Annotated in this window: 20 protein-coding genes and 1 tRNA gene; 3 read left to right on the forward strand and 18 right to left on the reverse strand. The window is 50.6% G+C overall.

Going from position 1 to position 23,439, the window contains the following annotated elements; translation table 11 throughout:
• Window positions 1-141 precede the first annotated feature (141 nt).
• From ACZ5ZV_RS03830 to gcvT, 6 genes are all read right to left on the reverse strand, one after another.
• Window positions 142-474, reverse strand: a complete 333-nt coding sequence (locus ACZ5ZV_RS03830) for a nuclear transport factor 2 family protein (RefSeq protein WP_464120101.1) — start codon at window positions 472-474, stop codon at window positions 142-144.
• Window positions 471-2,117 (reverse strand): CRTAC1 family protein, encoded by a 1,647-nt coding sequence (locus tag ACZ5ZV_RS03835; RefSeq protein WP_464120102.1) that lies wholly within the window; start codon window positions 2,115-2,117, stop codon window positions 471-473. Before ACZ5ZV_RS03835 ends, ACZ5ZV_RS03830 begins: the two co-directional genes overlap by 4 nt.
• A gap of 1 nt (window position 2,118) precedes the next feature.
• Window positions 2,119-2,874 (reverse strand): SDR family NAD(P)-dependent oxidoreductase, encoded by a 756-nt coding sequence (locus ACZ5ZV_RS03840; protein WP_464120103.1) that lies wholly within the window; start codon window positions 2,872-2,874, stop codon window positions 2,119-2,121.
• 153 nt (window positions 2,875-3,027) lie between these two features.
• A tRNA-Leu gene (locus ACZ5ZV_RS03845) sits at window positions 3,028-3,110 on the reverse strand.
• A gap of 100 nt (window positions 3,111-3,210) precedes the next feature.
• Window positions 3,211-3,600, reverse strand: a complete 390-nt coding sequence (gene gcvH / locus ACZ5ZV_RS03850) for a glycine cleavage system protein GcvH (RefSeq protein ID WP_464120104.1) — start codon at window positions 3,598-3,600, stop codon at window positions 3,211-3,213.
• A 10-nt stretch (window positions 3,601-3,610) separates the two neighbouring features.
• Entirely contained in the window at window positions 3,611-4,699 is a 1,089-nt protein-coding gene (gcvT, locus tag ACZ5ZV_RS03855) for a glycine cleavage system aminomethyltransferase GcvT (protein ID WP_464120105.1), read from the reverse strand.
• Window positions 4,700-4,753: 54 nt separating this feature from the next.
• Here gcvT and ACZ5ZV_RS03860 point away from each other — a divergent pair, with 54 nt between their 5' ends.
• Together ACZ5ZV_RS03860 and ACZ5ZV_RS03865 are read left to right on the forward strand one after the other, a co-directional pair.
• A complete protein-coding gene (locus ACZ5ZV_RS03860) occupies window positions 4,754-5,260 on the forward strand; it encodes an SAM-dependent methyltransferase (protein WP_464120106.1) in 507 nt (168 codons plus the stop codon).
• 154 nt (window positions 5,261-5,414) lie between these two features.
• The gene (locus tag ACZ5ZV_RS03865) at window positions 5,415-5,840 is read left to right on the forward strand and encodes a DUF4423 domain-containing protein (protein ID WP_464120107.1); all 426 of its coding nucleotides are present in this window, start codon (window positions 5,415-5,417) and stop codon (window positions 5,838-5,840) included.
• A 164-nt stretch (window positions 5,841-6,004) separates the two neighbouring features.
• On the opposite strand, the gene ACZ5ZV_RS03870 is transcribed toward ACZ5ZV_RS03865, so the two are convergent.
• On the reverse strand, window positions 6,005-9,187 hold the full coding sequence (locus ACZ5ZV_RS03870; protein WP_464120108.1) for an Ig-like domain-containing protein: 3,183 nt from the start codon (window positions 9,185-9,187) through the stop codon (window positions 6,005-6,007).
• A 171-nt stretch (window positions 9,188-9,358) separates the two neighbouring features.
• Here ACZ5ZV_RS03870 and ACZ5ZV_RS03875 point away from each other — a divergent pair, with 171 nt between their 5' ends.
• Window positions 9,359-10,153, forward strand: coding sequence for a substrate-binding periplasmic protein (locus tag ACZ5ZV_RS03875; protein ID WP_464120109.1), 795 nt, complete (start codon window positions 9,359-9,361; stop codon window positions 10,151-10,153).
• On the opposite strand, the gene ACZ5ZV_RS03880 is transcribed toward ACZ5ZV_RS03875, so the two are convergent.
• From ACZ5ZV_RS03880 to ACZ5ZV_RS03930, 11 genes are all read right to left on the reverse strand, one after another.
• A complete protein-coding gene (locus ACZ5ZV_RS03880) occupies window positions 10,100-11,116 on the reverse strand; it encodes a small ribosomal subunit Rsm22 family protein (RefSeq protein ID WP_464120110.1) in 1,017 nt (338 codons plus the stop codon). The two genes, ACZ5ZV_RS03875 and ACZ5ZV_RS03880, sit on opposite strands and share 54 nt — an antisense overlap.
• A gap of 9 nt (window positions 11,117-11,125) precedes the next feature.
• The gene (locus ACZ5ZV_RS03885; protein WP_464120111.1) at window positions 11,126-12,127 is read right to left on the reverse strand and encodes a glycosyltransferase family 9 protein; all 1,002 of its coding nucleotides are present in this window, start codon (window positions 12,125-12,127) and stop codon (window positions 11,126-11,128) included.
• A 3-nt stretch (window positions 12,128-12,130) separates the two neighbouring features.
• Window positions 12,131-15,004, reverse strand: coding sequence for an aminomethyl-transferring glycine dehydrogenase (gene gcvP / locus ACZ5ZV_RS03890; protein ID WP_464120112.1), 2,874 nt, complete (start codon window positions 15,002-15,004; stop codon window positions 12,131-12,133).
• A 130-nt stretch (window positions 15,005-15,134) separates the two neighbouring features.
• Window positions 15,135-16,319 carry an MFS transporter gene (locus ACZ5ZV_RS03895; RefSeq protein WP_464120113.1) on the reverse strand — a complete coding sequence of 395 codons (1,185 nt, stop codon included), beginning with the start codon at window positions 16,317-16,319 and terminating at the stop codon, window positions 15,135-15,137.
• 58 nt (window positions 16,320-16,377) lie between these two features.
• Window positions 16,378-17,154 carry a hypothetical protein gene (locus ACZ5ZV_RS03900; protein WP_464120114.1) on the reverse strand — a complete coding sequence of 259 codons (777 nt, stop codon included), beginning with the start codon at window positions 17,152-17,154 and terminating at the stop codon, window positions 16,378-16,380.
• A 39-nt stretch (window positions 17,155-17,193) separates the two neighbouring features.
• A complete protein-coding gene (locus tag ACZ5ZV_RS03905; protein WP_464120115.1) occupies window positions 17,194-18,951 on the reverse strand; it encodes a phospholipase D-like domain-containing protein in 1,758 nt (585 codons plus the stop codon).
• 112 nt (window positions 18,952-19,063) lie between these two features.
• Window positions 19,064-19,396, reverse strand: coding sequence for a hypothetical protein (locus ACZ5ZV_RS03910; protein WP_464120116.1), 333 nt, complete (start codon window positions 19,394-19,396; stop codon window positions 19,064-19,066).
• A 278-nt stretch (window positions 19,397-19,674) separates the two neighbouring features.
• Window positions 19,675-20,148, reverse strand: coding sequence for an actin-binding protein (locus tag ACZ5ZV_RS03915; protein WP_464120117.1), 474 nt, complete (start codon window positions 20,146-20,148; stop codon window positions 19,675-19,677).
• Window positions 20,149-20,213: 65 nt separating this feature from the next.
• Window positions 20,214-20,537, reverse strand: coding sequence for a DUF4286 family protein (locus ACZ5ZV_RS03920; RefSeq protein WP_464120118.1), 324 nt, complete (start codon window positions 20,535-20,537; stop codon window positions 20,214-20,216).
• Between the two features lie 8 nt (window positions 20,538-20,545).
• Window positions 20,546-21,883: a TldD/PmbA family protein gene (locus ACZ5ZV_RS03925; protein WP_464120119.1), complete on the reverse strand. Its 1,338-nt coding sequence runs from the start codon at window positions 21,881-21,883 to the stop codon at window positions 20,546-20,548.
• Between the two features lie 11 nt (window positions 21,884-21,894).
• The gene (locus ACZ5ZV_RS03930) at window positions 21,895-23,298 is read right to left on the reverse strand and encodes a TldD/PmbA family protein (protein WP_464120120.1); all 1,404 of its coding nucleotides are present in this window, start codon (window positions 23,296-23,298) and stop codon (window positions 21,895-21,897) included.
• Between the last annotated feature and the right edge of the window lie 141 nt (window positions 23,299-23,439).

A 23,439-nucleotide genomic window follows, 5' to 3' on the forward strand; every position in this document is an offset into this window, starting at 1 on the left:
AAAACTCCATGTTTTGATGGGGCTTTTGTAGGTCTTTGAGGGCTATTTGTAAATTATATTAAAAGAAAGTATATATGCCTTTAATGCATAATGAATCGGGGCCTCTTCGCGGATCAGAGGCGCTGTCAGGCCCCTAAGGCCTTAGTATGCAAACCAGATGTCTTTGATCCGTCCGTCTTTGAAATCATAGATGGCAACGACGTGAGACCCGCTAGGCACGACGGATTCCTCATCAAGCACCTTGTTGTTCAGGACGATTCTGCTTTTCAGGGTGCAGTGCAAGTCAGGTGTGTTTTTGAACTTTTCATCATACAGTTTGCGGAAGGTCTCCATCCCTACGCAGAACGGGCTTTCCTGTCCCAGGCGGTAGGCGGTCACTTCGGGGTGGTAAAAAGAGCAAAACTTTTCGATGTCGCGATTGTTATAGGCATCCAGTTGCCCCTGTACCAGGGCGACTCTTTGTTCCGTGGTCATTGGCGTGGTTCCTCAATCTTAAGTGTTTGGTTTACGGAAGTCGGTCCCAGTGTTTGCACTTTTCCAGAAGGCCAGCGGATCTCCACTTTGGTGATCTCTTTGACGGGGCCCAGGCCGAAATGCAGGGTCGGATCGTTTTGCTGATTCATGGTCCCTGTCACACCATCTTGTTGGCGCAGGAAAACCCCGTTGCGATGGTAAACGCGAACCTGTGCCGTCACCGCCTGAGTGCCGGAACGGGTGCCTTTCAGTCGAACGCGCAGGAAGTTATTGTTGTCACCCATGGTGTTTTGCAGAACCCGAAGTGCCGGAGTGGCGCCGTTGCGCAGTCGTCCTGACTGAACCAAGTCCATTTTTCCGTCGTTGTTCAGGTCAGCCCAAGCCGCCGCATAACTGTCAAAAACGCGAGTGCCTTGTTCTGCGCTGACGTCCCTGAACTTGAAGCCACCCATATTCTTGTAAAGAAGAGAGTAAGAATAGGCCAGATCGTAAACCTGACTGATGTAAACATCCAACAGACCATCGTTGTCAAAATCAGCAGGCGTCGTTTGCGCCCACAGTTCGTCACCCTTATATTTGGAGAAATCACCAATGGGACGATAGGCAATACCGGAAGAAGGTCGAACGTCAATCAGGCGGTAGAAGGGCTTTCCGGTGTTACGATAAATTTTAGAATCGTCACACAGATAGCCGCGCTGATCAAAGACGCCCTTGCCATTGATACCCACGAACTTATGCACCAGATTGGAAACCCAAAGATCCAGATTTCCGTCATTGTCAAAGTCCGCCCAGATCGAGGAGATCGTGTGACCGTACTGTGGTCCATAGTAGGCCTTGCGGGACTGGTCGTAGAATTTTTTAGGGTCGTGATCCCCTTGAATGTTCATGGCCGTTGCTTGATCCATCAGGATCGCACTTCCCAGGTTGTACAGGTTGTTGGGGCGCAGGCGATAATTAGAAAAGTAAGCTTCGATGGAACCGTTGTTGTTGTAATCCGCCACGGCAATGCCACGAAGATAGTTTGGGTTCATCCGGAAGGCCACCGGGGTGCTGTCGATCAGGAACTTGCCTTTGACATTGGTGTACATCTTCTGGGGAAGAAGGGGATCGCCAAATTTGGGTTCGCTGAAGCCCGCCATAATATCAATCCACCCATCCTTGTTCACATCAACGATAGCCAGTGCATGGGCGTGCTCTGGCAAAGAAAAGCCCCACTGGCGTGAGGATTCAACGAACTGACCCTTGGAGACCTGCATGAAGATCTGTCCTTTGGTTGTCAGAATGTCGAGCAGGCCATTGTTGTCCAGATCCGCAAATAAAGGAGCCCCCTTCATGTCGCGAATGCCCACAAGATCTGTCACATCAGAGAAAAGAATGTTCATTTTGCTGCTGACATTTCTGAACAGACGTCCGCCAGCCAGCAAATCGACCCAGCCGTCGTTGTCGTAGTCACCAAAAGCCAGTGTTGTCGAATGGATCGCCGGCAGGCCCGAGGACGCCGTGATGTCCTGGAACTGCGAAGAGGTTGAACTGAACTCAGTCGAACTGACGGGAGCGGTGCTAAAGCCCCCCTCGGGATTAGAGATCCTGAAGCCAAGAATAAAGAACCCGACAACGAGAGCACCGGTAAATAATCGTTTCATTTTAACGTACCTTCTTTTCCAGATCTTGGACGGAGATCACAGACGATTGAGTTTTGAATTTTTTCGGTTCCAGACAGAAGCGGACGACCAGATCAGCGACATCTGCGGGCTGGCGCAGCTGATGATCCGTCTTCAGCTTTTTAAAGTTAGCCACTTCGGGGAAGTCCTTCTTTTTGAAGCTGCGAATGGTCTGCTGCATTTGTGTATCCAGCACACCGGGACTGAAGTGATAGATTCTGATTTTTTTGTTCTTAGAGTTTTGCAGATCCAAAGCCGTATTTTCGGTGAACATTTTCAGGCCGGCTTTGGAGGAACAATACATCGACCATCCTGAAATGGGCCGGAACGCGGCGCCGGAGCCGATGTTGAATATCGTCAAAGGCTTTTTTTCTTCAGCAGCGAGCCGGGCGCAGACCTGGGACAGCAGAACAGGAGAAATCAGATTGGTCACCAGATGTGTGTTCATCTCAGACAGATCCAGATCGACCAAAGAGCCCACGGGATTGATCAACGCGGCATTGTTAATCAGATGGATATGTTTGAAAGAAGCCAGATCCAGATTCTCCAGCACGGCTTCGATCTTTTGGATCGTCCCCAGGCCGCGGCTGAAGTCAGCGGTAATATGTTTGAAATTGGGTGATTTGAATGAGGGACGGGAGCGGGACAGATTTACGACTTGGTGGCCCTGCTGCAGAGCTTTAAGACAAACCTGTTCCCCCAGCCCCTTAGAGCCGCCTGTAACGATAAATAAATCCATAATTAAAGTATGAATTTCAGCGTGTTATTCAGCAAGGCCGGGTCCAGAGGAAGGTCTAGGAATAGGAACAGTTCGTGGTCGTCTGAAGATTTTGGGCATAAAAAAAGCCAACTTATTCAGTTGGCTTTTTAGTGGTTCTTAAGCTTAGAGATTTGGTGCCCCGCGAGGGACTTGAACCCCCACGCTTGCGCACTAGATCCTAAGTCTAGCGTGTCTGCCAATTTCACCAGCGGGGCAACACATCTCTAGGCTTAAGGAAGCACTATTGATAGCTTACTTCAGAGTCAGATTGCAAGCGGAAATTTCAAAAAAACGTCCGCTTGGCCTCAACTCAGCTTATTTCTCGCTGATCAATTTTTTGTAGTCTGGAGCTCTCATAAGGTTTGCGAGCTCTTTTTCGGTATCCATTTCGATACGAACCAACCAGCCTTCATTCACTGGGTCGTCGTTCAAAACAGACGGGTCATCGCTAAGAGATGAGTTCACTTCGATAACCGTGCCGGAAACAGGGGCATAAAGGTCACTCACCGCTTTAACGGACTCAATAACACCGAAAGTTTGGCCTTGAGTGATCTTTTGACCTTCTTCTGGAAGCTCCACGTAAACGACTTCGCCCAAGGAATCCTGAGCAAATTCAGTGATACCTACAGTAACGATGTTCTCATCAACCTGAGCCCATTCGTGTTCTTTAGTGTAATAATAGTCTTCAGGAATGTGATATCCCATGTCTGGCTCCTTATTTCGTTACAAACGGTGTTTTGCAAACCACGGCTTTCACTTTGCGACCGCGGATGTCCAGAAGGAACTCGGTTCCTTCTTTTGCGTAAGCTACATCGATAAAAGCAATACCGATAGGTTCATCCAGGGTCGGGGAGTGAGTACCACTAGTTACCCTGCCGATTTCTTTGTTGTCAAAAGAAAACAGGCTGTAGCCCTGACGAGGGATGCCCTTCTCAAGCATCTTAAATCCCACGAGATTTCGGCTTAAGCCGGCTTCTTTTTTGCCCACAATCTGGGCTTTATTGAAGAAGTCCTTTTTGGCAGGTTTAATCACCCAGCCTAGGCCTGCTTCGTAGGGATTCGTCGTGTCATCAATTTCGTGGCCGTAAAGAGAATACTTCATTTCAGTTCTGAGGGTGTCACGGGCCCCCAAACCGATGCTCATCACGCCCAGGTCTTTGCCGGTTTCTAGCAAAGTCATCCACAGATCCACAGTTCCTGCGGCTTCGATAAAGACTTCGCAGCCTTTTTCGCCGGTGTAACCAGTTGTGGCGATCATGATCTTGTGATTTTTGAACTGGCCGGACTTCAAAGTGAAAGGTTTCATTTCACTGACTTTGATGTCGAATACACGGTCGCAAAGCTCCAGAGCTTTTGGACCTTGGATGGCGATCTGACCCCAGCGGTCGGATTCATCGGTGATATCCGCGCCTTTATTGTGTTTGGTCATCCAGGCAAAGTCTTTGTCTTTGTTGGAGGCATTCACGCAAACCAGGTAATCGGCATCCTTTTCCAGGCAATAAACGATAATATCGTCCACCAGGCCGCCCTGATCATTCGGCAGCAAAGAATATTGAGCCTCTCCGACATTCAGTTTTGCCACGTCGTTGGTCGTCAGCCATTCCAGGGTTTCCAGGGCTTTGGGGCCTTTAACGCGAATTTCCCCCATGTGGGAAACGTCAAACAGGCCTACGTTCGTGCGCACGTTGTTGTGCTCTTCACGCACACCCACGTACTGAACAGGCATATACCAACCGGCGAAATCGACCATGCGGCCGCCGAGCTTCTCGTGTGTTTCTGCTAATGGAGTCTTTTTCATGCGCATGAATATCCCTTTCCCCGTGACATTCAGTCAATGAGGATTCTATCTTGCGACCCGATGTTCAAACTCTCTCGCCGCATGCAGCTTATCTACGATCACCTTTTGCCCGGAAAGCCCGTCTGGGACTTCTGCTGCGACCACGGGTATCTGGGGCTGAATGCCTATGAAAGCGGGCTTTTTTCCGAGGTTCATTTCGTGGATCAGGTGCCGCACATCGTAGAACAGCTGGAGGCTCGTTTTTTGGCAGAATATTTCCGCGAAGGCGCTGTTACGCAGGCCGCTTTTCACTCTCGGCCCGGGGAGGATCTGCGGCAGTCTGTGTCAGGCACGGTGGTCATTACCGGAGTGGGAGCCCACACGATTCTAAAAATTGTGCAAACTTTGCGGGAAAAAGGACTTCTTAGGGCTGACAGACTGATATTGGGTCCACAAAGAGACGAACAGATGTTGTCTGATTTATTGCAAAAAACCCTGACGAACGACTTCACGAGGGCCTCTGAAATGCTTTCCGTCGAAGAGCGCGGTCGAAATCGTAAGTTGTTGATATTTGATAAAATTCTGTAATGTTCGAGGGCTTTATGACGCGCTCCGAATGGCTAGATTAAATGTCTGTAAGACTGTGAACAAAATATTGATTATCAGGGGCCCTGCAAATAATTGTGTCCTCATGCAGGACTTAAATAAAAACTCAGATTTTAGACAGTTTCTTGAAGATGAATTGGCTCGCCGTAGCCAAAACTATCCCCGTTACTCTTTGCGTGCATTTGCTCGTCATTTGGAAGTGGACTCGTCTTTCTTGTCCAAAATTCTGAACGGCAAACGTACTGTGACAATGAGAACCATCCGTATGTTCGGGGAGCGTTTGAACCTGACTCCGGATGAACTTCAGCGTTTCGGCGAAATCAGCCGCGAAAAGAAGATGAAACGCAAGTTGGAACGTCTTCTGGAGAAAATGCCAAGTGAAGAACGTGAACATTCCACGATCACAATCAATGTGGATGAAGCGCGTTTGGCTGAAGCTAAAGAAAAAATCAAAGGCTTCCGGCGTGAGCTGGCGCAATTCCTGGATGCTGGGGTTGTTCAAGGCAAGACTTATCAGATCTCTGTGTCCTTGATCCCTGTTTCTGGCTACGTGACTGAGTAGCTTCGGAATTCAAAAGTTAAATTCGACTAGGAACCGAGAGCCCAAAAGCTCTCGGTTTTTTATTTTCTGGGGAGCTGCTTCAGCTTGCGCGCCTGCCGGCGCTCCAGCACGGCCCCTGGCGGGAAGCACTGCCCCTGGGGGGAAGCACTGCTCGGCCGGGCCGATTACTGTACATCGAAGATGGGATTGGGGACCATGAGGCGGGGGTAAGGTACGACATTGTTTAAGCGAGTGTCGTATTTAAAGACCAGATTTCCGACCGCGAACAGAGCCCAGGGGGCAATCACGGATCCGCGGAATTCTCCATAATAGCGGCTGTGCACGTTCTGCGCGTTGATGCGAATGTGATCAAAAACCGTTGAAACGCGGGTGGCATTGATCGTCGGAGCGCCCACACGATCGGGTTGTTCTCCCCAGTATCCTGACCACTGCCACGAGTGGGCAGCATAGTTCGACATCTGATAGCCGTTCCAGCGGCACATGTTTTCATAGGCCACGATGGGGTTAACCAAAGTGCCGGATTGGTTGATGACCTTGACGCCCAAGACATGATCATAACCCGTCACCGGCCCGGTCCAATCATCAAACAATTCTTTGGCCATGCCACACTTCCATGGATCGACACCAGGATCGCAAGCGGAATAGTTTCCATTGGAAATATAGTGAGCATCCAGATACTGGGCATGCTCAGGGCGCAGTGGACAGCGCATCCATTCCCAGGCTCCGGCATCATTGTTGGACTTGATGGTCAGAGCGCCTTCTGCGGCGTCGCGAAGACCTCCCGGATTGGCGGCGTTGACGATCTTCTGGGCGTCTTCAAAATTATTCAAACTTCGGCGGATAAAGCGGATGTCGTACAATCCGATACCCATATGGATATTGCGCGAACTTGTGATCTGTAAAGTCGGCGAAGCTGCGCCCCCCACGTACTGAATCGCGGTGCCGCGATTGGTTTCGATAAAGACATTACCTGCAACATAAATAGAACAGCCGACGTCATCGGTTTGGATGTCGGGATTATTCAAATACAAGGTTCCGCTGATGATAATACTTCCATGACAGATGATCGTGCCATTGTTGCGCACAAACGATCCATAACCGAAGTCATGAATTTGCAGACCGCTTAAACCCGGTTTGGAGTTCGGGCCTTTATAGACAAAAGCCGTTGTTCCGGCGCTTAAAGAACTGTCCAGCGCCAAGACCTCTGCATCGGAAGGGGCCCGGATCGTGATCGAGGACTTCAGTTGCAGTCCTCCTTGAACTTTCGGAGGAACCAGTTGAGGGGCCTTGGCCACTGGGGTGGGGTTTACTTGCATAAAACCATCGCCATCCATCAGGATGGTGCCCTGGCTGTCGGTGATGGGGCTGTACTGATTCCAGCTGTTTTGCAGGAAGTTTCGCAGGTTGAGCGGACCTGAGTTCGGATTACCGGAAGTTTGTTTGATAAAGTTTTTGTCGGTCACTGTGATGTTCGGCATATAGATTGAGCCCGTGACCAGAAAATCAATAACACTGTTGTCGTTGTGATAGATGTATGAACCAGCCAGGTTGGCCACACCCAAAATGTCCGAGGCATTGCCATAGTTGGCTTGAGAGACGCCGAAATCAGTGACGATATCGGCCTGAATGTTAGCGTGACACAAAATACATGAAAGCTGTTTGCTGACGGCCAGGGCTGGATACATGCTCATCACATAGTTGTCTACATGCAGGCTGAAAGTTTTTGAGTCCGTGCCGATCCCATCGCTGGCTGTGAAGGTGATCACAGTGCCATCACTAGAAGACGCGTGAGCCGTGCCCATCTGCACCGCCAACGTCCCCGTGGTGCCAGAGACTCCGCAATTGGCGATATCCACGTAATATGCATCGGCAGTGGAGCCTGCACAAGTCAAAGGCTGTGGGTCCGGGAAGGTTGCATTGCCGCCCGGGGACACGGTAAAGGCCAGATCAAAGATGGAATTTGCAAAGCACTTGTTACCACATTTTTCCAACGTGGTTCCGTTGGTGCCTGGCCAGACGGTGATCTGGACCGGCTCGTTAACGAAATTCACTGTCACGGCCACATCGGCAGTGACGGTGTGAGGTGCAGGCAGAACTTGATCGGCAAACTGCACTTTGATGTTGCAGGGGCCACCATGATAGTCGGCTCCGCTGTAGCGATTGAAGTAATGAGTCGTCGGGGCGTAGGTCAAAGCTCCCGTTGCGGCATCAATCGACACACTTCCGAAGTCTGAACATCGAGGGGCATCGGCTGTCGCCAGACTGTAAGTTCCAGCACCTTCCTCGTCTGAATCAACCAAAGCATCAGCAAAAAGTTCGGTGCTGGCACTGTTGCGATCCAGACTGATCGTCGCCGGTAAAGTCAGGCTGGGGATTGCCGTATCCAAAGTCAGATGGATGGTATTGCTCGCAGTCAGATTCCCTGCCTCGTCGCGGGCCCACAAGATGATGGTATGGGCGCCATCAGCACCAGAAAGTGTGAAATGATTAGTCCCGGCGGTGCAGGTCATCCATGCGGGATCGTCCAGGGCTGGCGGAGTCGAGCTGTCTTGAGTGAAAATCACCTGATAATAAGAATCAGGATTCTGGTTGTCATCTGCACAGGAGCCCAGATCCACAGCAACCGGATTGTCGGAAATAGTCCCGTGAACCAAGGAGATGGCAGGCGTGGACGGAGCTGTCTGATCCAAAGTGTAAGCCAACGGGTAAGGATAGCAGTAGGTGTTTCCTGCAGCATCTTCAGTCAGAAGGCTCCAGGCATAGGAGCCTTCCGCCGTCAGGGCTTGTCCCAGTTCGAAGGAATAATTTCCGCTGGTGGCATCTGCCGTGGTGTTTGCCAGAATATCACCACTGCAGGTGATGGAATTAAATAAAGTCACAATGGCCTTGGGCTCTGTTGTGCCGGCAACGGAGGGGCGAGCCACCGAGCTGACGGCACCAGGCAGAACAGTGGCGGTATCGATCGTGGGCAGAATGTCATCGAAGTGAATTTCAAAGATTTCAGAGGGCTCGGATTTCTCACCCCGGCTTCCAACGGCTATGCCGGCTGGCAATTGCATTCGGATCAGTCCCTGATGATCTGGAACTAACTCAATTATATACTCAGTTCCTGTGAGGCGGGTAATACCAGAGATCGTGGCATTCTGAGCTTGGAATTGATCAGCGTGCACAACATCCGGAGGTCGGTTGAACTGAATCCGGACTTTGACCGGGGACTTGTTGGTATAGTAGGCCGGGGACTCTGCGCCTTGCAGGGAAGCCTTGAGTTCACCGTTGTGAACACTGGTCTTAATCGTGCAACCAGCAATCCAGGCACTGACGCAAATCCATACAATGAATTTTCCCATTACGTTCCATGTATTCAAAGTAAAACCCCGTTACAAATATATATCGGCTTGTTTACATGTATCTTTAAGGTCCATGTTATGACGTGCCAGTAATTTTCATGTTTCAAATTAGATCAATGGGGCCTCTATGACTGTGCTACAATGGATATACAGGCGAAGGAGCTGTTAATTATGCGTCTGCTTTGGATCACAATAATTGTTCTGGCAGTTTCCACAAAGGCTTTCGCTAAGCAAGTCGTCGAGATGATATCGCCTTATGATACTCCTCCATTTATTGTGGATCAGAAGAAAGAAACGGGACTGGTGTTTGAGTTGGCATCTTTGCTGACGGCCCGATCCCTGGGGAAGTATGAATTTAAAGTGACGGTTCTGCCCCGGGCACGTCTGTTGAAAGTATTGGAAAAAAACGGGGTTGTGGTCGTTCCCTTGGTGGCACCGAAGTGGTTTGAAGACACGGATGAAAAGAAATTCTTTTGGACTTCGGCCATGATGGATGATGAAAACCTGGTCCTGTCTTCGCGCAAAAAACCAGTGGACTATCGTGGTATGGAATCCCTGAAGCATCTGAAGACCACTGTCGTCACCGGTCATAGCATGGAAACCGTCAGCAAATTGCAGCACGCAGGGGAAGTGGATTCCCAGGCGACAAACTCTTTAAGTAACGGCCTGAAAATGCTTGCCCGGGGACGCATTGATTTTGTGATCACCGGTCGTCTGGTGGCAGACTATCTGATTCAGGATTTGAAACTGGGTCAGGATATTTATATCTCCGACCGCTCGGTAGAGAAGTTTGAGCGGAAGTTTCTTTTATCCAGAGATGCGGATAAAAATCTGCAAAAGTGGCTGGAAGGTGAAATCCAGCGTTTGCGTCGATCCGGTGAATGGAAAAAGCTTCTGGGCAGCAAAAGCGACTTACAAGATGGTGATTTCCTGACTGACGCGAAGTTCGTTGGAAACTTTCTGTAGATTGTCTGGTAGTTCAATCAGAACACCACGAGGAATTTCCTGTTCCATCTTGTTCTTGTGCATCCAGGCCAAAAACTCGCGATCAAAACCGCGACAGATCATCTGGCGATCCTTGCCTTTTTCCTTCAACCGATCGCCGACAACCCTAGCGGCTGCAATGGCAGTCGGGCGGGTTTTTCGCATCAGAAGATAGCTCATGGTTAAGGTCCGATTCTTCATCGGAAGTTCGGCTTCCAGATTCAGGAACCACTGCGGGGCTTTGAAATGCACTCGATCATGACACCAGTCGGTTTTGGATTGGGTCAGTAGCGGGCATGGCCCTTCATGGGTGCACGGTGCCCAGACATGATAACCTTTTTCCAGAAGCTTTTGGCGAAGTTGTAACAGTTTGCGACCGTCCTGCTGGGTGGAAGGTTCCACCAACATCAAGGCTTCGCACTGATAAGCCCAATCGGGCAGGTCACTGAGTTCGGTCAGGGAATACGAGAACAATGCTAAAGTCTTATTCCCATCTTTCATGCGAGCGGAGCTGAAGGTGCGCTGCCATTCCTGAGGTGGAAATTGAGGGAAGTGCTTTTCAATAATCTGCTGAGGTTCAGAGGCGCGCTCAATCAACTGATAGCTGAACTTATGACGTTCATTCAAAGTGATCGAAGCCGTTGCCAGTCCCGCGCCGAAATCAATCACCCGTTCAAGACCCTGGAAGAAGCTTCTTTTGTCGGCTTCTGCAAAAATCCCATTCAGACGCGTGGAATTCAGCGGCAGATAGTAGCAAAGATAGGCCACCTGAGCCCAGGATTCATTCCAGGGTGTTGGACTGTCGGGCTTGGTGATAAAGTAATCAGAAAGAGCCAGCACACACTTTGCCAAGGCCTTGGAGTCCTTCAACGACATTTTGTAAGTCGCCAGGGCACGGTCAATGGATTCTTCAAATGAAGCGGGAAAACTGAATTCTCTTTGCATGCCGATATTCTAAAGCGAGGACAGGGTGTGAAGCAATTGTTCCACTGTGATTTTCTCCATACAGTGAAATTCTTCACAGCGGGTGCCATCGCAGTGACTGCCGTCCGGGTTCAGTGTCGGGGCTTCAAAGATATGAACATGAGGCCCGCGAGCCGCCCAACGGACAGGCTTTTGCACCCGCACATGCGGATAGATACCCAAAACCACCGCGCCCAAAGACGCTGCCATGTGAGCGACACCCGTGCTGGGCACAACCACGGCCTTGGAGTTTTTAAGTACGGTGAACAGCTCAGAGGCTTTTAGAAGGCCTTGCAGGCAAATCACGTTGGGGTCATTTTTGAAAGTGGCTTTGATATCGGTCAGCCACTTTTCGTCCGCCGCCGTGCCTGTCAGAACAACTTGGGTGCGGGGGCTGACTTGTTTGATGAACTCGATGTAGTTGGCAATAGGCCAGTTCAGCGCTGACCCGGCCATACCCGGATGAACCACGACATAGCCATTGGCAGTCAGTTGATGATTTGTCAGCAGCCCGGGATTTGTCGGGCCTTGAAGCTTTAAGACAGGGGCCGTATCAGCACTGGTGTTGTCCAACGCATGTTTAAGAACATCCAGATTGTATTCGGCTTCGTGCTTCACGGCCAGACTGCGGCGCTGGCGCAGACCCTTATTTAAAAACAAGAAGCTGTGCCACTGCGAGCGCACACCGGCACGAACCGGCACACCTTCCGCCCAAAGGGCAAAGCTGACCCACCAGGGGGCTTGGAAGCTCACGGCCACGTCGGGTTTGTATTCTTTCAGAAAAGCGCGAAGTTTTTGTAGGGACTCTTTAGAGTCTTCTTTGGAAAGCTCGATGTACTTCCGGCGGGGGTCGGCGTGGTCGGGGACAAACCCCAATCCTTTGGCGATAACCCACTGCTGATCCCAGTCCTTTAAAAAAGAAACCTGATCTACACACATGGTGCAGATCAGGTCGCCGATTTTGTCTAAACGGATCAGAAGAACACGCTTCATTCGTTACGTGTACTCTTCAATGCTTGGGCAGGAGCAAACCAGGTTGCGATCGCCGTAGGCGTTGTCCACACGGCCCACGACCGGCCAGAACTTGTTCGCGCGCAGCCATTCAACCGGGTAAACGGCTTCTTCGCGAGAATACGGATGATTCCATTCAGGTTTCATCAGCATCTGTGCAGTGTGCGGGGCATTTTTAAGAGCGTTGTTTTCCTTGTCCATCTTTCCGGATTCAATAGCGCTGATTTCCTTGCGGATGGTCACCATGGAATCAATAAAGCGATCCAGTTCTTTTTTGGATTCGGATTCAGTCGGCTCGATCATCAGGGTGCCCGCCACCGGGAAGCTCATGGTCGGAGCATGGAAGCCGAAATCCATCAGACGTTTTGCAACGTCTGTCACGTCGATGCCGGATGTTTTCTTGATCTCACGCACATCCACGATACATTCGTGCGCCACCAGGCCGTTTTTACCTTTGTAAAGAACAGGGTAGTGCGGCTCCAGTTTTTTCGCGATGTAGTTTGCGCTCAGGATGCTGACCAAAGTGGCTTTGCGCAGACCTTCAGCGCCCATCATCGTGATGTAAGCCCACGAGATCGGCAGAATGCTGGCGCTACCCCAAGGAGCAGACGTCACCGCAGAAATACCCTCTTTCGGACCGGCTTCAGGAACCATGGAATGTTTTGGCAGGAACGGAGCCAAGTGTGCTGCCACACCGATTGGGCCCACACCCGGACCGCCACCCCCGTGAGGGATGGAGAAGGTTTTGTGCAAATTCATGTGAGAAACGTCCGGACCAAACACGCCAGGTCGGCACATACCAACTAAAGCATTCATGTTGGCGCCATCCATATAAACCTGACCACCGTTGTCGTGGATGATTTTGCAGATTTCCACGATGCCTTCTTCAAACACACCGTGTGTGGAAGGATAAGTGATCATCAATGCTGCCAGATTGTCTTTGTGTTGTTCAGCCTTCAGTTTCAGGTCTGCCACGTCGACGTTACCCTGGTCATCGCAGGCCACTACTACAACCTGCATGTTCACCAAAGCCGCAGAGGCCGGATTGGTTCCGTGTGCGGAGGATGGGATCAAGCAGATGTTTCGGTGCCCCTGACCACGGGACTGGTGGTATTTACGGATCACCAAAAGACCGGCGTATTCGCCTTGAGAGCCGGCATTTGGTTGCAAGCTCACAGCCGCAAAGCCGGTGATGTCACAAAGTTTTTTCTCAAGGTCATGGATCATCTCGATCAGACCGGTCGCTTGCGCTGTTGGAGCGAACGGGTGCAGCTTGCTGATTTCCGGCCAGGAAACAGGAACCAGTTCCGTTGTTGCATTGAGCTTCATCGTGCAGGAGCCCAGTGGGATCATGGAATGAGTCAGGGTTAGATCCTTGTTCTGCAGATGGTGGATGTAACGAAGGATCTCAGTCTCACTGTGGTGAGAATTAAACACGGAATGAGTCATGTACGCCGTGGAGCGAGTCAACGCCGCTGGCATTGTCACATCACCAAGCGCTTCATCGATGGACAAGGCGGTGAAGCCGGCCATGTTGCCAAGATTGAACGCCGCCCAGATCATTTCCACATCTTCCAAAGAAGTTGTTTCGTTCAAGGAAATGCCCAGCTTGTTGTCGCCGAAGTTGCGGAAGTTCATCTGCATCTTTTCAGCTTGTGCGATGATGGCCGCTGCTTTGTCGGTCGTCACAGTCAGAGTGTCAAAGAAGGCGCCGTCAGCTACGTTATGGCCCAGTTTTTTCAAACCTTCTGCCAGAATCGCGGTCAGGCGCTGCACACGCAACGCGATTTTCTTAAGCCCTTGTGGACCGTGATAAACAGCGTACATGGAAGCCATGTTCGCCAAAAGCACCTGCGCTGTACAGATGTTGGATGTCGCTTTTTCGCGGCGGATGTGCTGTTCACGAGTTTGCAAAGCCAGACGCAAAGCAGGTTTACCTTGAGAATCCACGCTGACACCCACCAGGCGGCCTGGCATCAAGCGCTTGTAAGCATCTTTCGTCGCCAAGTAACCTGCGTGAGGACCACCGAAGCCCATCGGCACACCAAAGCGTTGAGAGTTACCAACCACCATGTCAGCACCCCATTCGCCCGGAGGTGTCAACAGGGTCATTGCCAACAGGTCCGTGGAAGCCGTGACCAAGGCGCCATGATCTTTGTATTTTTTGGCAATGGCAGAGTAGTCTTCAGCTTTTCCATGGGTGTTCGGATATTGGAAGAACACGCCGAAGACAGGTTTGGCGAAATCATATTTCGCCGGATCTGCGATGATCATCTCAAAGCCCAGAGGCTCAGCACGTGTGCCCAGAACTTCAATCACATGCGGGTGCATGTCCGGGGAAACCACGAAGGCATTTGCTTTGTTTTTGCAAAGGGAATGGGCCATGAACATGGCTTCCGCCGCGGCAGTTCCTTCATCCAGCAAAGAGGCGTTGGCGATTTCCATGCCGTTTAGATCCGCGATCATGGTTTGGAAATTCAACAGGGCTTCCAGACGGCCCTGGGAAATTTCCGGTTGATAAGGAGTGTAGGCGGTGTACCACACTGGATTTTCAAAGATGTTTCTTTGAATCACAGTCGGGGTGATGGTGTCGTGGTAACCCATGCCGATGTAGCTTTTGAAAACCTTGTTCTTGGAAACCATCTGCTTCAGATGATTCAAAAGCGCGTATTCGGAAATACCTGAACCCACGTCTTCGTATTTGTGAGTTGTGCGGATTTGCGAAGGAATAACTTTGTCAGCCATTTGGTCCAAAGAGTTGAAGCCCAGAGTCTTCAACATCTCGTGAATGTCGGAATCTGTTGGACCAATATGACGGGGAATAAATTCGTTCTTGGAAGAAAGATCTGCAATTTTCATGAGCACCTCTAAAATAGACGCCCCGAGACTAGCACACCCCCGGCCACTTCGTCAGATAACATTTTTGCTGCGTGGCCGCGTCGTTGAAGTGTGGGGAAGAAGTGCTAATGCAAGGCGAAATGAGGTTATTTTAGGCCATTTTCGCAGAGCTTGCCCGGATTTTTTGCCCACGCATGAAGATCAGCGTGGCAATCAGGCAAAAGCCGAGGCCGCCCAGACTGACGGCAGGCCATTGACCCCAGCTCCAAAGAGCTGAGCCGATATAAGATCCGAGGCTTCCTCCGACAAAGTAGAAGAAGATATAGATCGTATTCAGTCGGGAATGGGCTTCCGGGGCAAAGTTGAAAATCCGGGATTGGTTTGAGATATGGGCCACCTGAATGCCCAGATCCAGAAGCAGAACGCCCAGAACAATTCCAATCACCACTTGAGAGGAAAGGGCCAACAAACCAAAGGCGGCCATCGCACTGTAAAGTCCCATGCGAATGGTGGCTGCAGCCCCTTTTTTGTCGGCATAGCGCCCGGCCAGAGGGGCGGCCAAAGCTCCGATCATCCCCAGCGCACCGAACAGGCCGATGGTTTTTGGTTCAAAGTTAAAAGGAGCCGCTTCCAGCAGGAAGGTCAAAGTTGTCCAGAAGGCCGAGAAGGTTCCAAACAAAATAGCACCCATGACAGCGGCTTCACGGATGGTGGGAAGTTCTCTGAATAAGCGGGCGGTGGATGCCATCAGTTCTTTGTAGGTTCCCTTAAACGTCGGCTGGGAGCGCGGCAGGACAAACTGACTGACGACGGAAAGAATCAGACTGACAGAGCCGGCAAAAATGAAAACGGTCTTCCAGCCGAAGTACTGGGCAATAAACCCCGCCAGGGTGCGCGCCATCAAAGAGCCGATCAGAATGCCGGAAAGAACGATGCCGACGACTTTCCCGCGCTCTTCAGGCTTGGCCAGATTTGCTGCAAAGGGGATCAGAATGGATTGGGACACGTTGAAGAAACCCATCACGCAACTGATCGCACAGAACACGCCCAGCGAAGGACTGAAAGGCAATGTCACCGCCAACAGACCTGCAGCCGTCATACCGCCTTGAATCAGTTTGCGGCGCTCGATCATGTCACCCATCGGCACCAGGAACAAGATGCCCAAGGCATAGCCAATCAAGGTGAAGGCCGGAACCAAAGCCACCTTGGCTTCGGTCACACCATATTCGCGCGCCAGAATTCCCAGCAGGGGCTGGTTGTAGTAAAGGTTGCCCACGACCAGAATGCAGGTCAGGGTCATAAAGAAAACTTGTGAACGCGAAAGGCCTTTTCCCATAGGCTCCTATAGGTAATTCATTTGAATCTTAGATTCAATCAATAGATATCAATGTGAATTATTGCTGGGACAGTATTGAGTCGCACTCTGATATGAGCTGTTTTACAGACTTGCCTCTGTGGCAGGCGCGGCGCAGATCGCGAACAAGCTTCATTTTGCCGCCGTCCTCTTTGAGTCGTTCGACGTGATTCGCGAAGCTGTAGAAATCAGAAATAAGTATGCCTTGAATTTCAGCTGTGATCAGAAGCTTGTCCGTGGTGCTGGCGCCATCGGGTTTTTCCTGCTGAGCTTTCAGACGATCTATCTTTGCCATAATTTTCTGTGCGGGAGCGATCAGGTGATAGATGCGACCAATATTGTCGGTGAGCAGGCGGAACTCGGGGTCTTGCAGGGCGCGAGTCCCTTCAGTGCGTAAATACCTTTCAAGATAGGCCACTCCGTCTGCTTTCAGTTGTTCTTTGTCCATGGCGCTGGCGTCGCACAGTGACGGACACAGGGGGGGCATGGAGAGCTTATCCAGTTTTCCTAGCAGACTGGACATCTGCGCGCTGGTTTCCAAGAAAGAGCGGCTGGTGTTAAAGGCGCTGCGGAAGTTTTCTTTGGAGGATTCGGGAATGAGATCGTCGGCGGTGGAGGTCTTAGAGGTTTTTATCTCGGGTGTCAGCGAGGCTTTGGCAACCGGGTAAGGTTTTTTCTGGGTCGGGGGGGCCGAAGGATTCTGCGTCAGATAATCGACGGCATAGTAGGTAATAGCCCCAAGGCCCACGAAGGCACAGGTCAACAGACCCAGCACAAAGAAGGCAAAGTATTTAAGGGAGCTACGCAGAAATCTCATAGGGTGATAATTAACAAAAACGCATCAGTCTGTCAGCTTCTATTGATCCCGCTCGCTGGGCTCACCGCCCACAGTCTCGTCCGGGGTTGGCAAGGCCTTCAAATTACGGCGGTTGGCTTCGGCCGTGACCGACCGAGCGGAGTTCTTATACAGATATCCGAACAGACCTCGGGCCTGGCGAACAATGTTGGCGTCCTTCACAATCACGATTTGCTCATTATTATTTTCGGCGTTTTCGCTGGGATTGAAAGAGGTACCCAGAACCGCCAAAGAGTCCTCAGGGAAAATGAAAACCTTGTGATGAATTTTCGATGTGGTCTTGACAGCACTGCCATCCTCCAAACGGAAATGACGTTCCCCATAAATCGCCGGAGCGGTTCTGATTTTATTCTGCAAGTCGGTGACTCCCGCAGCGCCCAGGGCCTGCAGGATCGGGGCTTCGCCGTCGGCCAGATACTTGCCGGAAGGCAGATCTTTTTTCAGACCGGACAGCAACAGGAAGGCGCTCCACTCCCGCAGGGCAAACGGAGTGTCACCCACAGAGCGGAAATCAAAATGACCTTTTTCCTGCATGTCGCGGGTGGCGCGTTCCAACAACGCATTCTGAATCTGTTTTGAAGAAAATGCGAAGTGCACTGCTTCAATGGAGCCTTTGGTATTTTGAATCAAGGGAACATAAATGCTTTTGTTCACGTCCCCTTCGCCGCCATTCGGGGAGAAGGACAGAATGATGTAGGGCGCCTCTTCATCGGCTTTAAGTTTTTCGCCAAAAATTTTGTAACTGCCACTGATCGGGTACTGGCTTTGACCGCGGATTTTGTGTTCCAGGGTTTTTTTCAGTTCGGCCTTAGTCGCCTGAGCCGGCAAAGAACCCAGAATCAGCAAGGCGTGATTGGCATTGGGGATAGAGTACTCGGTGCGTTTTTCTTTGGGAAGATCCACCAGATCTCCTTCCGGTCCGATACAGCTTTGCGTGAAATTTCCGGACAGGAACAGCACGGCCGCCTTGGGGCCGAAGGGATCGCGCAGAATGATTTTTTGGTGGTTCAACCCGACCGAACGAACGGCCACAGTTTTAAAGGTGTCACTTTCCAAGGTCGCCAGATCATCAAAGATGGCTTTGACTTCAGGGCGGACGTTGATGGTTCCGGCATCAATACCGCCGGTGACCTTCACTCCTTTTTTGAGATGTTGGTTTTTCAAAGCCTCCGCAATGACTTTCAGGTCAAAATCAAAAACGTTGTACCAGATTTCCTGCTCTGCCCCGCGAATAAAGTCGAGCACCACTTTGCGCAGATCCTCCCCGGGCAGAACACGGCTTTTTGGATCTGTTGCATCTTTCAGACGAGGATGGTTGACGAACAGGCGCATGGAGCGAAACCCGGGGGCTCCACCGGGAAGATCCATCGTCAGGGGGTGAGACGGACTTTCATAGGCGGCCAATTGAGCCGCAAAGGCCGGTGTCTGTACGACGGCTTTCAGTTGAACTTTGATTTCACTCAAAGCCTGAGCATAGGACTCTGGGGATTCTGCCTGGGAATCCTTCAGGCGGTTGACAGTCTGTTCAAGAATACGGATGTATTCGGGGTTCCTTTTCAGCAGGAAGACAAGCTGACTCTGTGTCAGCGGCTTTTTCTGCTGCAGGACAGATTCATTCAGGGCCTTGTACAGGTCCTTTTGGGTCATGGCTTTGAAGGTGACATCGAAGATGCGAGCATAGTCATAAGAGTCCGCCCAGGCCGGGGTGACCAGAAGCTGAAGGACGAACAAACTAAAGAATAATAACTTCTTAACCATTCTCTGAAAGACAGCAAGGACCCTGCCTTTTTGAGGATGGCTTATATTTGAAATGGCAGTGCAAGGGGGGTGGGGGTGAGCCCAAAACTGTCACCCTTGCCGGGAAAGGACCTTAAATCGCCAGACGGCAGGAGGCTTCCATAAGGATCTCGCGGCTCCAAAGAGTCCACTTGATTTCGTCGTCCTCGGTTCTTAGAACACCGTCCGCATAGGTGCGAGAGACGTTGGTTTCATAGATTTCGATATAGAACTTAGACGACCCCAGGTTGCGCACGCTGGCCTGGTAGCTTCCATAATTTCCAAAGGTCACGTTTTTACCTTCAATCGTTGACACCTTCGTGTCTACGATCACGTCGTTGTTAACCTTCAGATTGCAGAATAAATCCTGGGCTTGCGCCGCAGCTCCAGACAGCAAAACGGTCAAAGAAAGTAATAGGTGTTTCATAATAATTTCCCCCTCGAAAAACGTTCAAACATATTTATGCTCTCAGGGCGAAAGAAGAGCTGTCCACAGGTTATCGTGGAACAAGACTTGGGGCTCGACCTCTTTCTGTGTCTTGCGCCAGTATATACAGAAAGATCATTGGTCAAAACCCCTTGGCAACAGAGCCGACAGCAAGTGCGTTGGGTCTTGTGGGGAAGCGAGTGAAGGTGCCTGGATCTGAAAATAAAAAAAGGGAAGGTTTTGGCCTTCCCTTTTTAAAGTTACGAAAAGTCAGAAGACTATTTTTTCTTCGCGACTTTCTTGGTGGTTTTGCGAGCCACAGCTTTTTTAGCAGTCGCTTTCTTTGTCGTAGCAGCTTTTGCTTTAGGAGCTGCTTTTTTGGAAGAAGCTTTCTTCGTCGTTTGTTTTTTGAACAAAGTTTTTTCAAGCTTCGTTTTTTGAACGATGGCTTTTTTCTTGTAAGCCTGAATGTTCTTTTCCAGGTCATCAGCAGACTTTTTGATTTTGGAAATAGTGCTGTTCACTTCTTTTTCCAATTTTGCTTCAGAAACAGAAAGAGCTTTTACGATCTCCTGGTATTTCTTCCAGGCAAGTTCGATCTTGTCTTCTTTTTCCTGATCAAAACGGCCCTTTAGTTCCGCTTCTTTCTTTTTGATTTCGTCGCTTAGCTTTTGGAAGCTTTCAAGAAGGTTTTGGATGTTTTTGTTACCAGAAAGATTCTCAAGAATTTTTTGGAAAGCTGCAGATGCCACAACGGTCTCCTTTGTTTACATTCCCAACATACACTGCGCCCGGGGGATTTCCTAGTCCCTCAAGCCTATTTTGACGTAAAATTAATTGTTTCCAACCAGACTTCTCGGTGGGCCGAGAACTGGCCCGGGAACTTCTCAAGTCCCTTTTCACGCAATCCCATTGCGTATTCAGTCATGTAAGTCTTCATCGCGTCTTCGTCTTTTAGTGTGTAAACGATCTTAACGTCTTTGCTGGAGGCTTCCATGCTGCCGCCTTTTCTCAAGCAAAGTTCGGCCTTTATGAAGCCAGGTAGAGCAAGTACTTCATTGATGTGTTCGTTTTTGAGCCACTCAACGTACTCAGTGTAAACTTCGTGTCTGACAGAGATATGAACAATATAAGTAACCATGTCGCCCCTTAAAGAGTGAATTTAAAGTCCTTGATTAGCATGCCCGGAATTTTTTTGCCACCTAAAGCGCGGCTCTCATAAGTGGAAACCTGAGGGTCAATGTCCTGGAAGTCGGTCACAGCCAGAAGGTTCGCACCTAAACAATCAAAAAGAGACTCGTCAAATCGCAGATCCGCGATCGGAGCCACGATTTCCCCGTTTTCCACCCAGAAGCAGGCATAGCGGGTCATTCCTGTAATACGGGCGTTCAGACGATCCGACCAGTTCAGATAGTGCAGGTTCGAAAGATACAGACCGGTGCCCAGTTCTTTCAGGATCTCGTTCTTTTTCAGTGTGCCAGGAAGGATCTCCATCGCCCGTGGACCTTCACCAGTGTCACCGGCGTTGCTGGTGACACCATATTCTTTGGCTGAACGGCTGCTGATCAGGAAGCTTTGCAGTTGTCCTTCTTTGATTAGATCCAGTTTCTCCGGCGCCAGTTCCCCCAAAGAGTTGTACTGATGAGTCAGCCCCATGGCGAAGTTTTCACGCAAGCTGAACAAATGTGAAAGGGTGCGCTCCTTGTCAGCCAGACGTTGCAGGGCGCTGGCCCCTTGTTTGTAGGCATTAAAACTCAAGGCTCCCCAGGCAAACATTGTGGACAGTTCCGCCACAGCCCCCGGAGCCAGATACGTGCGGTAAGCTCCCGGCTGCAGAACTTTTTTAGGACGATCCATCAGACTGAGCTGGTTTTTGGCTTGTGCCAGATTTTCCTCAAAGGCCTTCTGGTCCCAGTTGGTTCCGGCATAGATGGACTTCACGGCCTTTTCACCCAAGTAAAGGGAATAGTCCACGAAGAAGTTCTCTGTCGCGAACCAGTGACTTTGGCCTTGAGAGTTTTTATTGGCAGAAATGATCGGTCCTGCACAATAAAGCCCCGCAAGGTCGGTTCCTGCTGCCGGCGTGGTGATGGCTTTGACCACGTCTTCGTCGGTCAATAGCGCGCCTTTGAAAGTGCTGTCGCTGGTGCCGTTGTTGGTGATGGGAACCTGATACGGATCTTCAGGCAGAAGATCACATTCCTGACGGGCTTGTTCCAACCAGAAGTCCGCGCGTTTTTTGTCTTCATCCGCTTCACCAGTGATGGAAAAAGTGATGTTGGCGGTTTTTTTATTCTTTTGCAGTTGCAGACTTAAAGAGCGCTGCTCGACGTGGGTGTTCTGACGGACTTTGTTGCCGTTGAAACGAACGAACAGGGATTCTTCGGCATGAAGATTCACCAAAGCCTGCTCATTGGATTTTAGATTTCCCAGAAGATGGTCCGCCACGGCGTTGAAGGCAAGTTTTGTTTTTTCAGTAAAATTCATAGGCGACTCCTCTAGGCTCCGAAGACTTCAACGTTAGAGAACAGGCAATAAGGATTGGTGTGACCCACGCGAATGACCTGATTTGGTTCACCTTTTCCGCAGAACGGAGATCCAAAGGTCTCACGCACTTCGCTGACGGCTTTCAGGCTGTTCCAGAACTTCACAGTCGTGCCGCGATAGTTTGGGTTTTTCACAGTCTTGGTCAGCTGACCGTTTTCGATCAACTTCCCGTATTCGCAGCCGAACTGGAATTTGTTGCGATAGTCATCAATGGACCAGGATTTGTTAGCTTGCATGAACACGCCACGTTCAACGGAAGCAATCATGTCTTCCAGCTTGGAAGTGCCGGGCTCCAGATTGATATTCGCCATGCGATCAATCGGCGCACGATTCCAAGAAGATGAGCGGAAGTTGGCAACACCCGGCAGGTTCAGACGGGATTGGGATTCAAGCCCTCCCAGGCCGCGGACTAGCAAACCATCGTGAATCAAAAACTCTTTGGTTGCTTTGTGACCGGAATCATCAAAGGCGTAAGAAGCCATGGCATCGGACACCGTCGGATCGAAAGTCACGTTCATCAGCTTGGAACCGTATTGAAGTTTTCCGAAGTCTTCAGGCTTTACGAAGCTCCAGCCGGCATAGTTTCTTTCATCGCCCAGGATACGATCGTATTCCAGTGGGTGCCCGATGGATTCATGCACCTGCAAAGTCATCTGGTCTGGTGCCAGCAGCAAGTCCATGGACGTATCCGGGCAGTTTTCAGCAGAAAGCAGTTCGACAGCTTCATCGGCCAGCTTCTTGGAGCGGTCGATAATAGAAGCGCGATCAAAGACCTCCGCACCGATTTGCAGACAGCGGGCCAGACCGCCACTGTCGGAGCGGGTTTGCATTTCACCCCCGGCTCCAGCCGTGGCCGAGAAGTCCGTGCTGACAATGGAAAAACGCTGTTCAAAGTCTGAACCACTGGAAGTCACAGTGTGGAAGTGGGTTTCTACAATCATGGCCGTAGCTGAACGACTGACGATCTTGTCAGACACCTTCATGGCACGAGTGGCATCAACGAAGATGTCAGAAATTTCCTTGGCCGAGAAGGAATCCAGAGGTTTTACCACCGGAGAGCTGTATTTGCCTTCAGCCATCGGGCGGTGTTCGGCACTGAAAGAATGAACCTTGTGCAAGGCGGCTGCTTTGGCGATGGAAACGGCCTTGTGCAAAGCGCGCTTGATACCGTTTTCACTGAGGTCACTGGTGCCAGCAAAGCCGAAGTGTCCGTCCACAAGAACCTCGACCATGATCCCTTGATCGAACGAGATGTGATTGCGATCGGGTTTTTCATCGCGCACGGTGCGGAAGGTGGTTTTTTCAGTCACGTGACGCAAACTGATCCAGTCGGCCGCCCCTTTCAGGGAGTTCATGGTTCTTTCAAGGTGAAGCATCCACAGTCCTTTTTTGAATAGTTAAATGGAATTAAGCACTTCCATAGCGGAAGAGGGGGCAAAAAACAACCTTTCAAGGCGCGGAATGAAAAGTCTCGTGGGTTGGTACTCTGGGGGCGA

This window comes from Bdellovibrio sp. HAGR004, assembly GCF_055397015.1.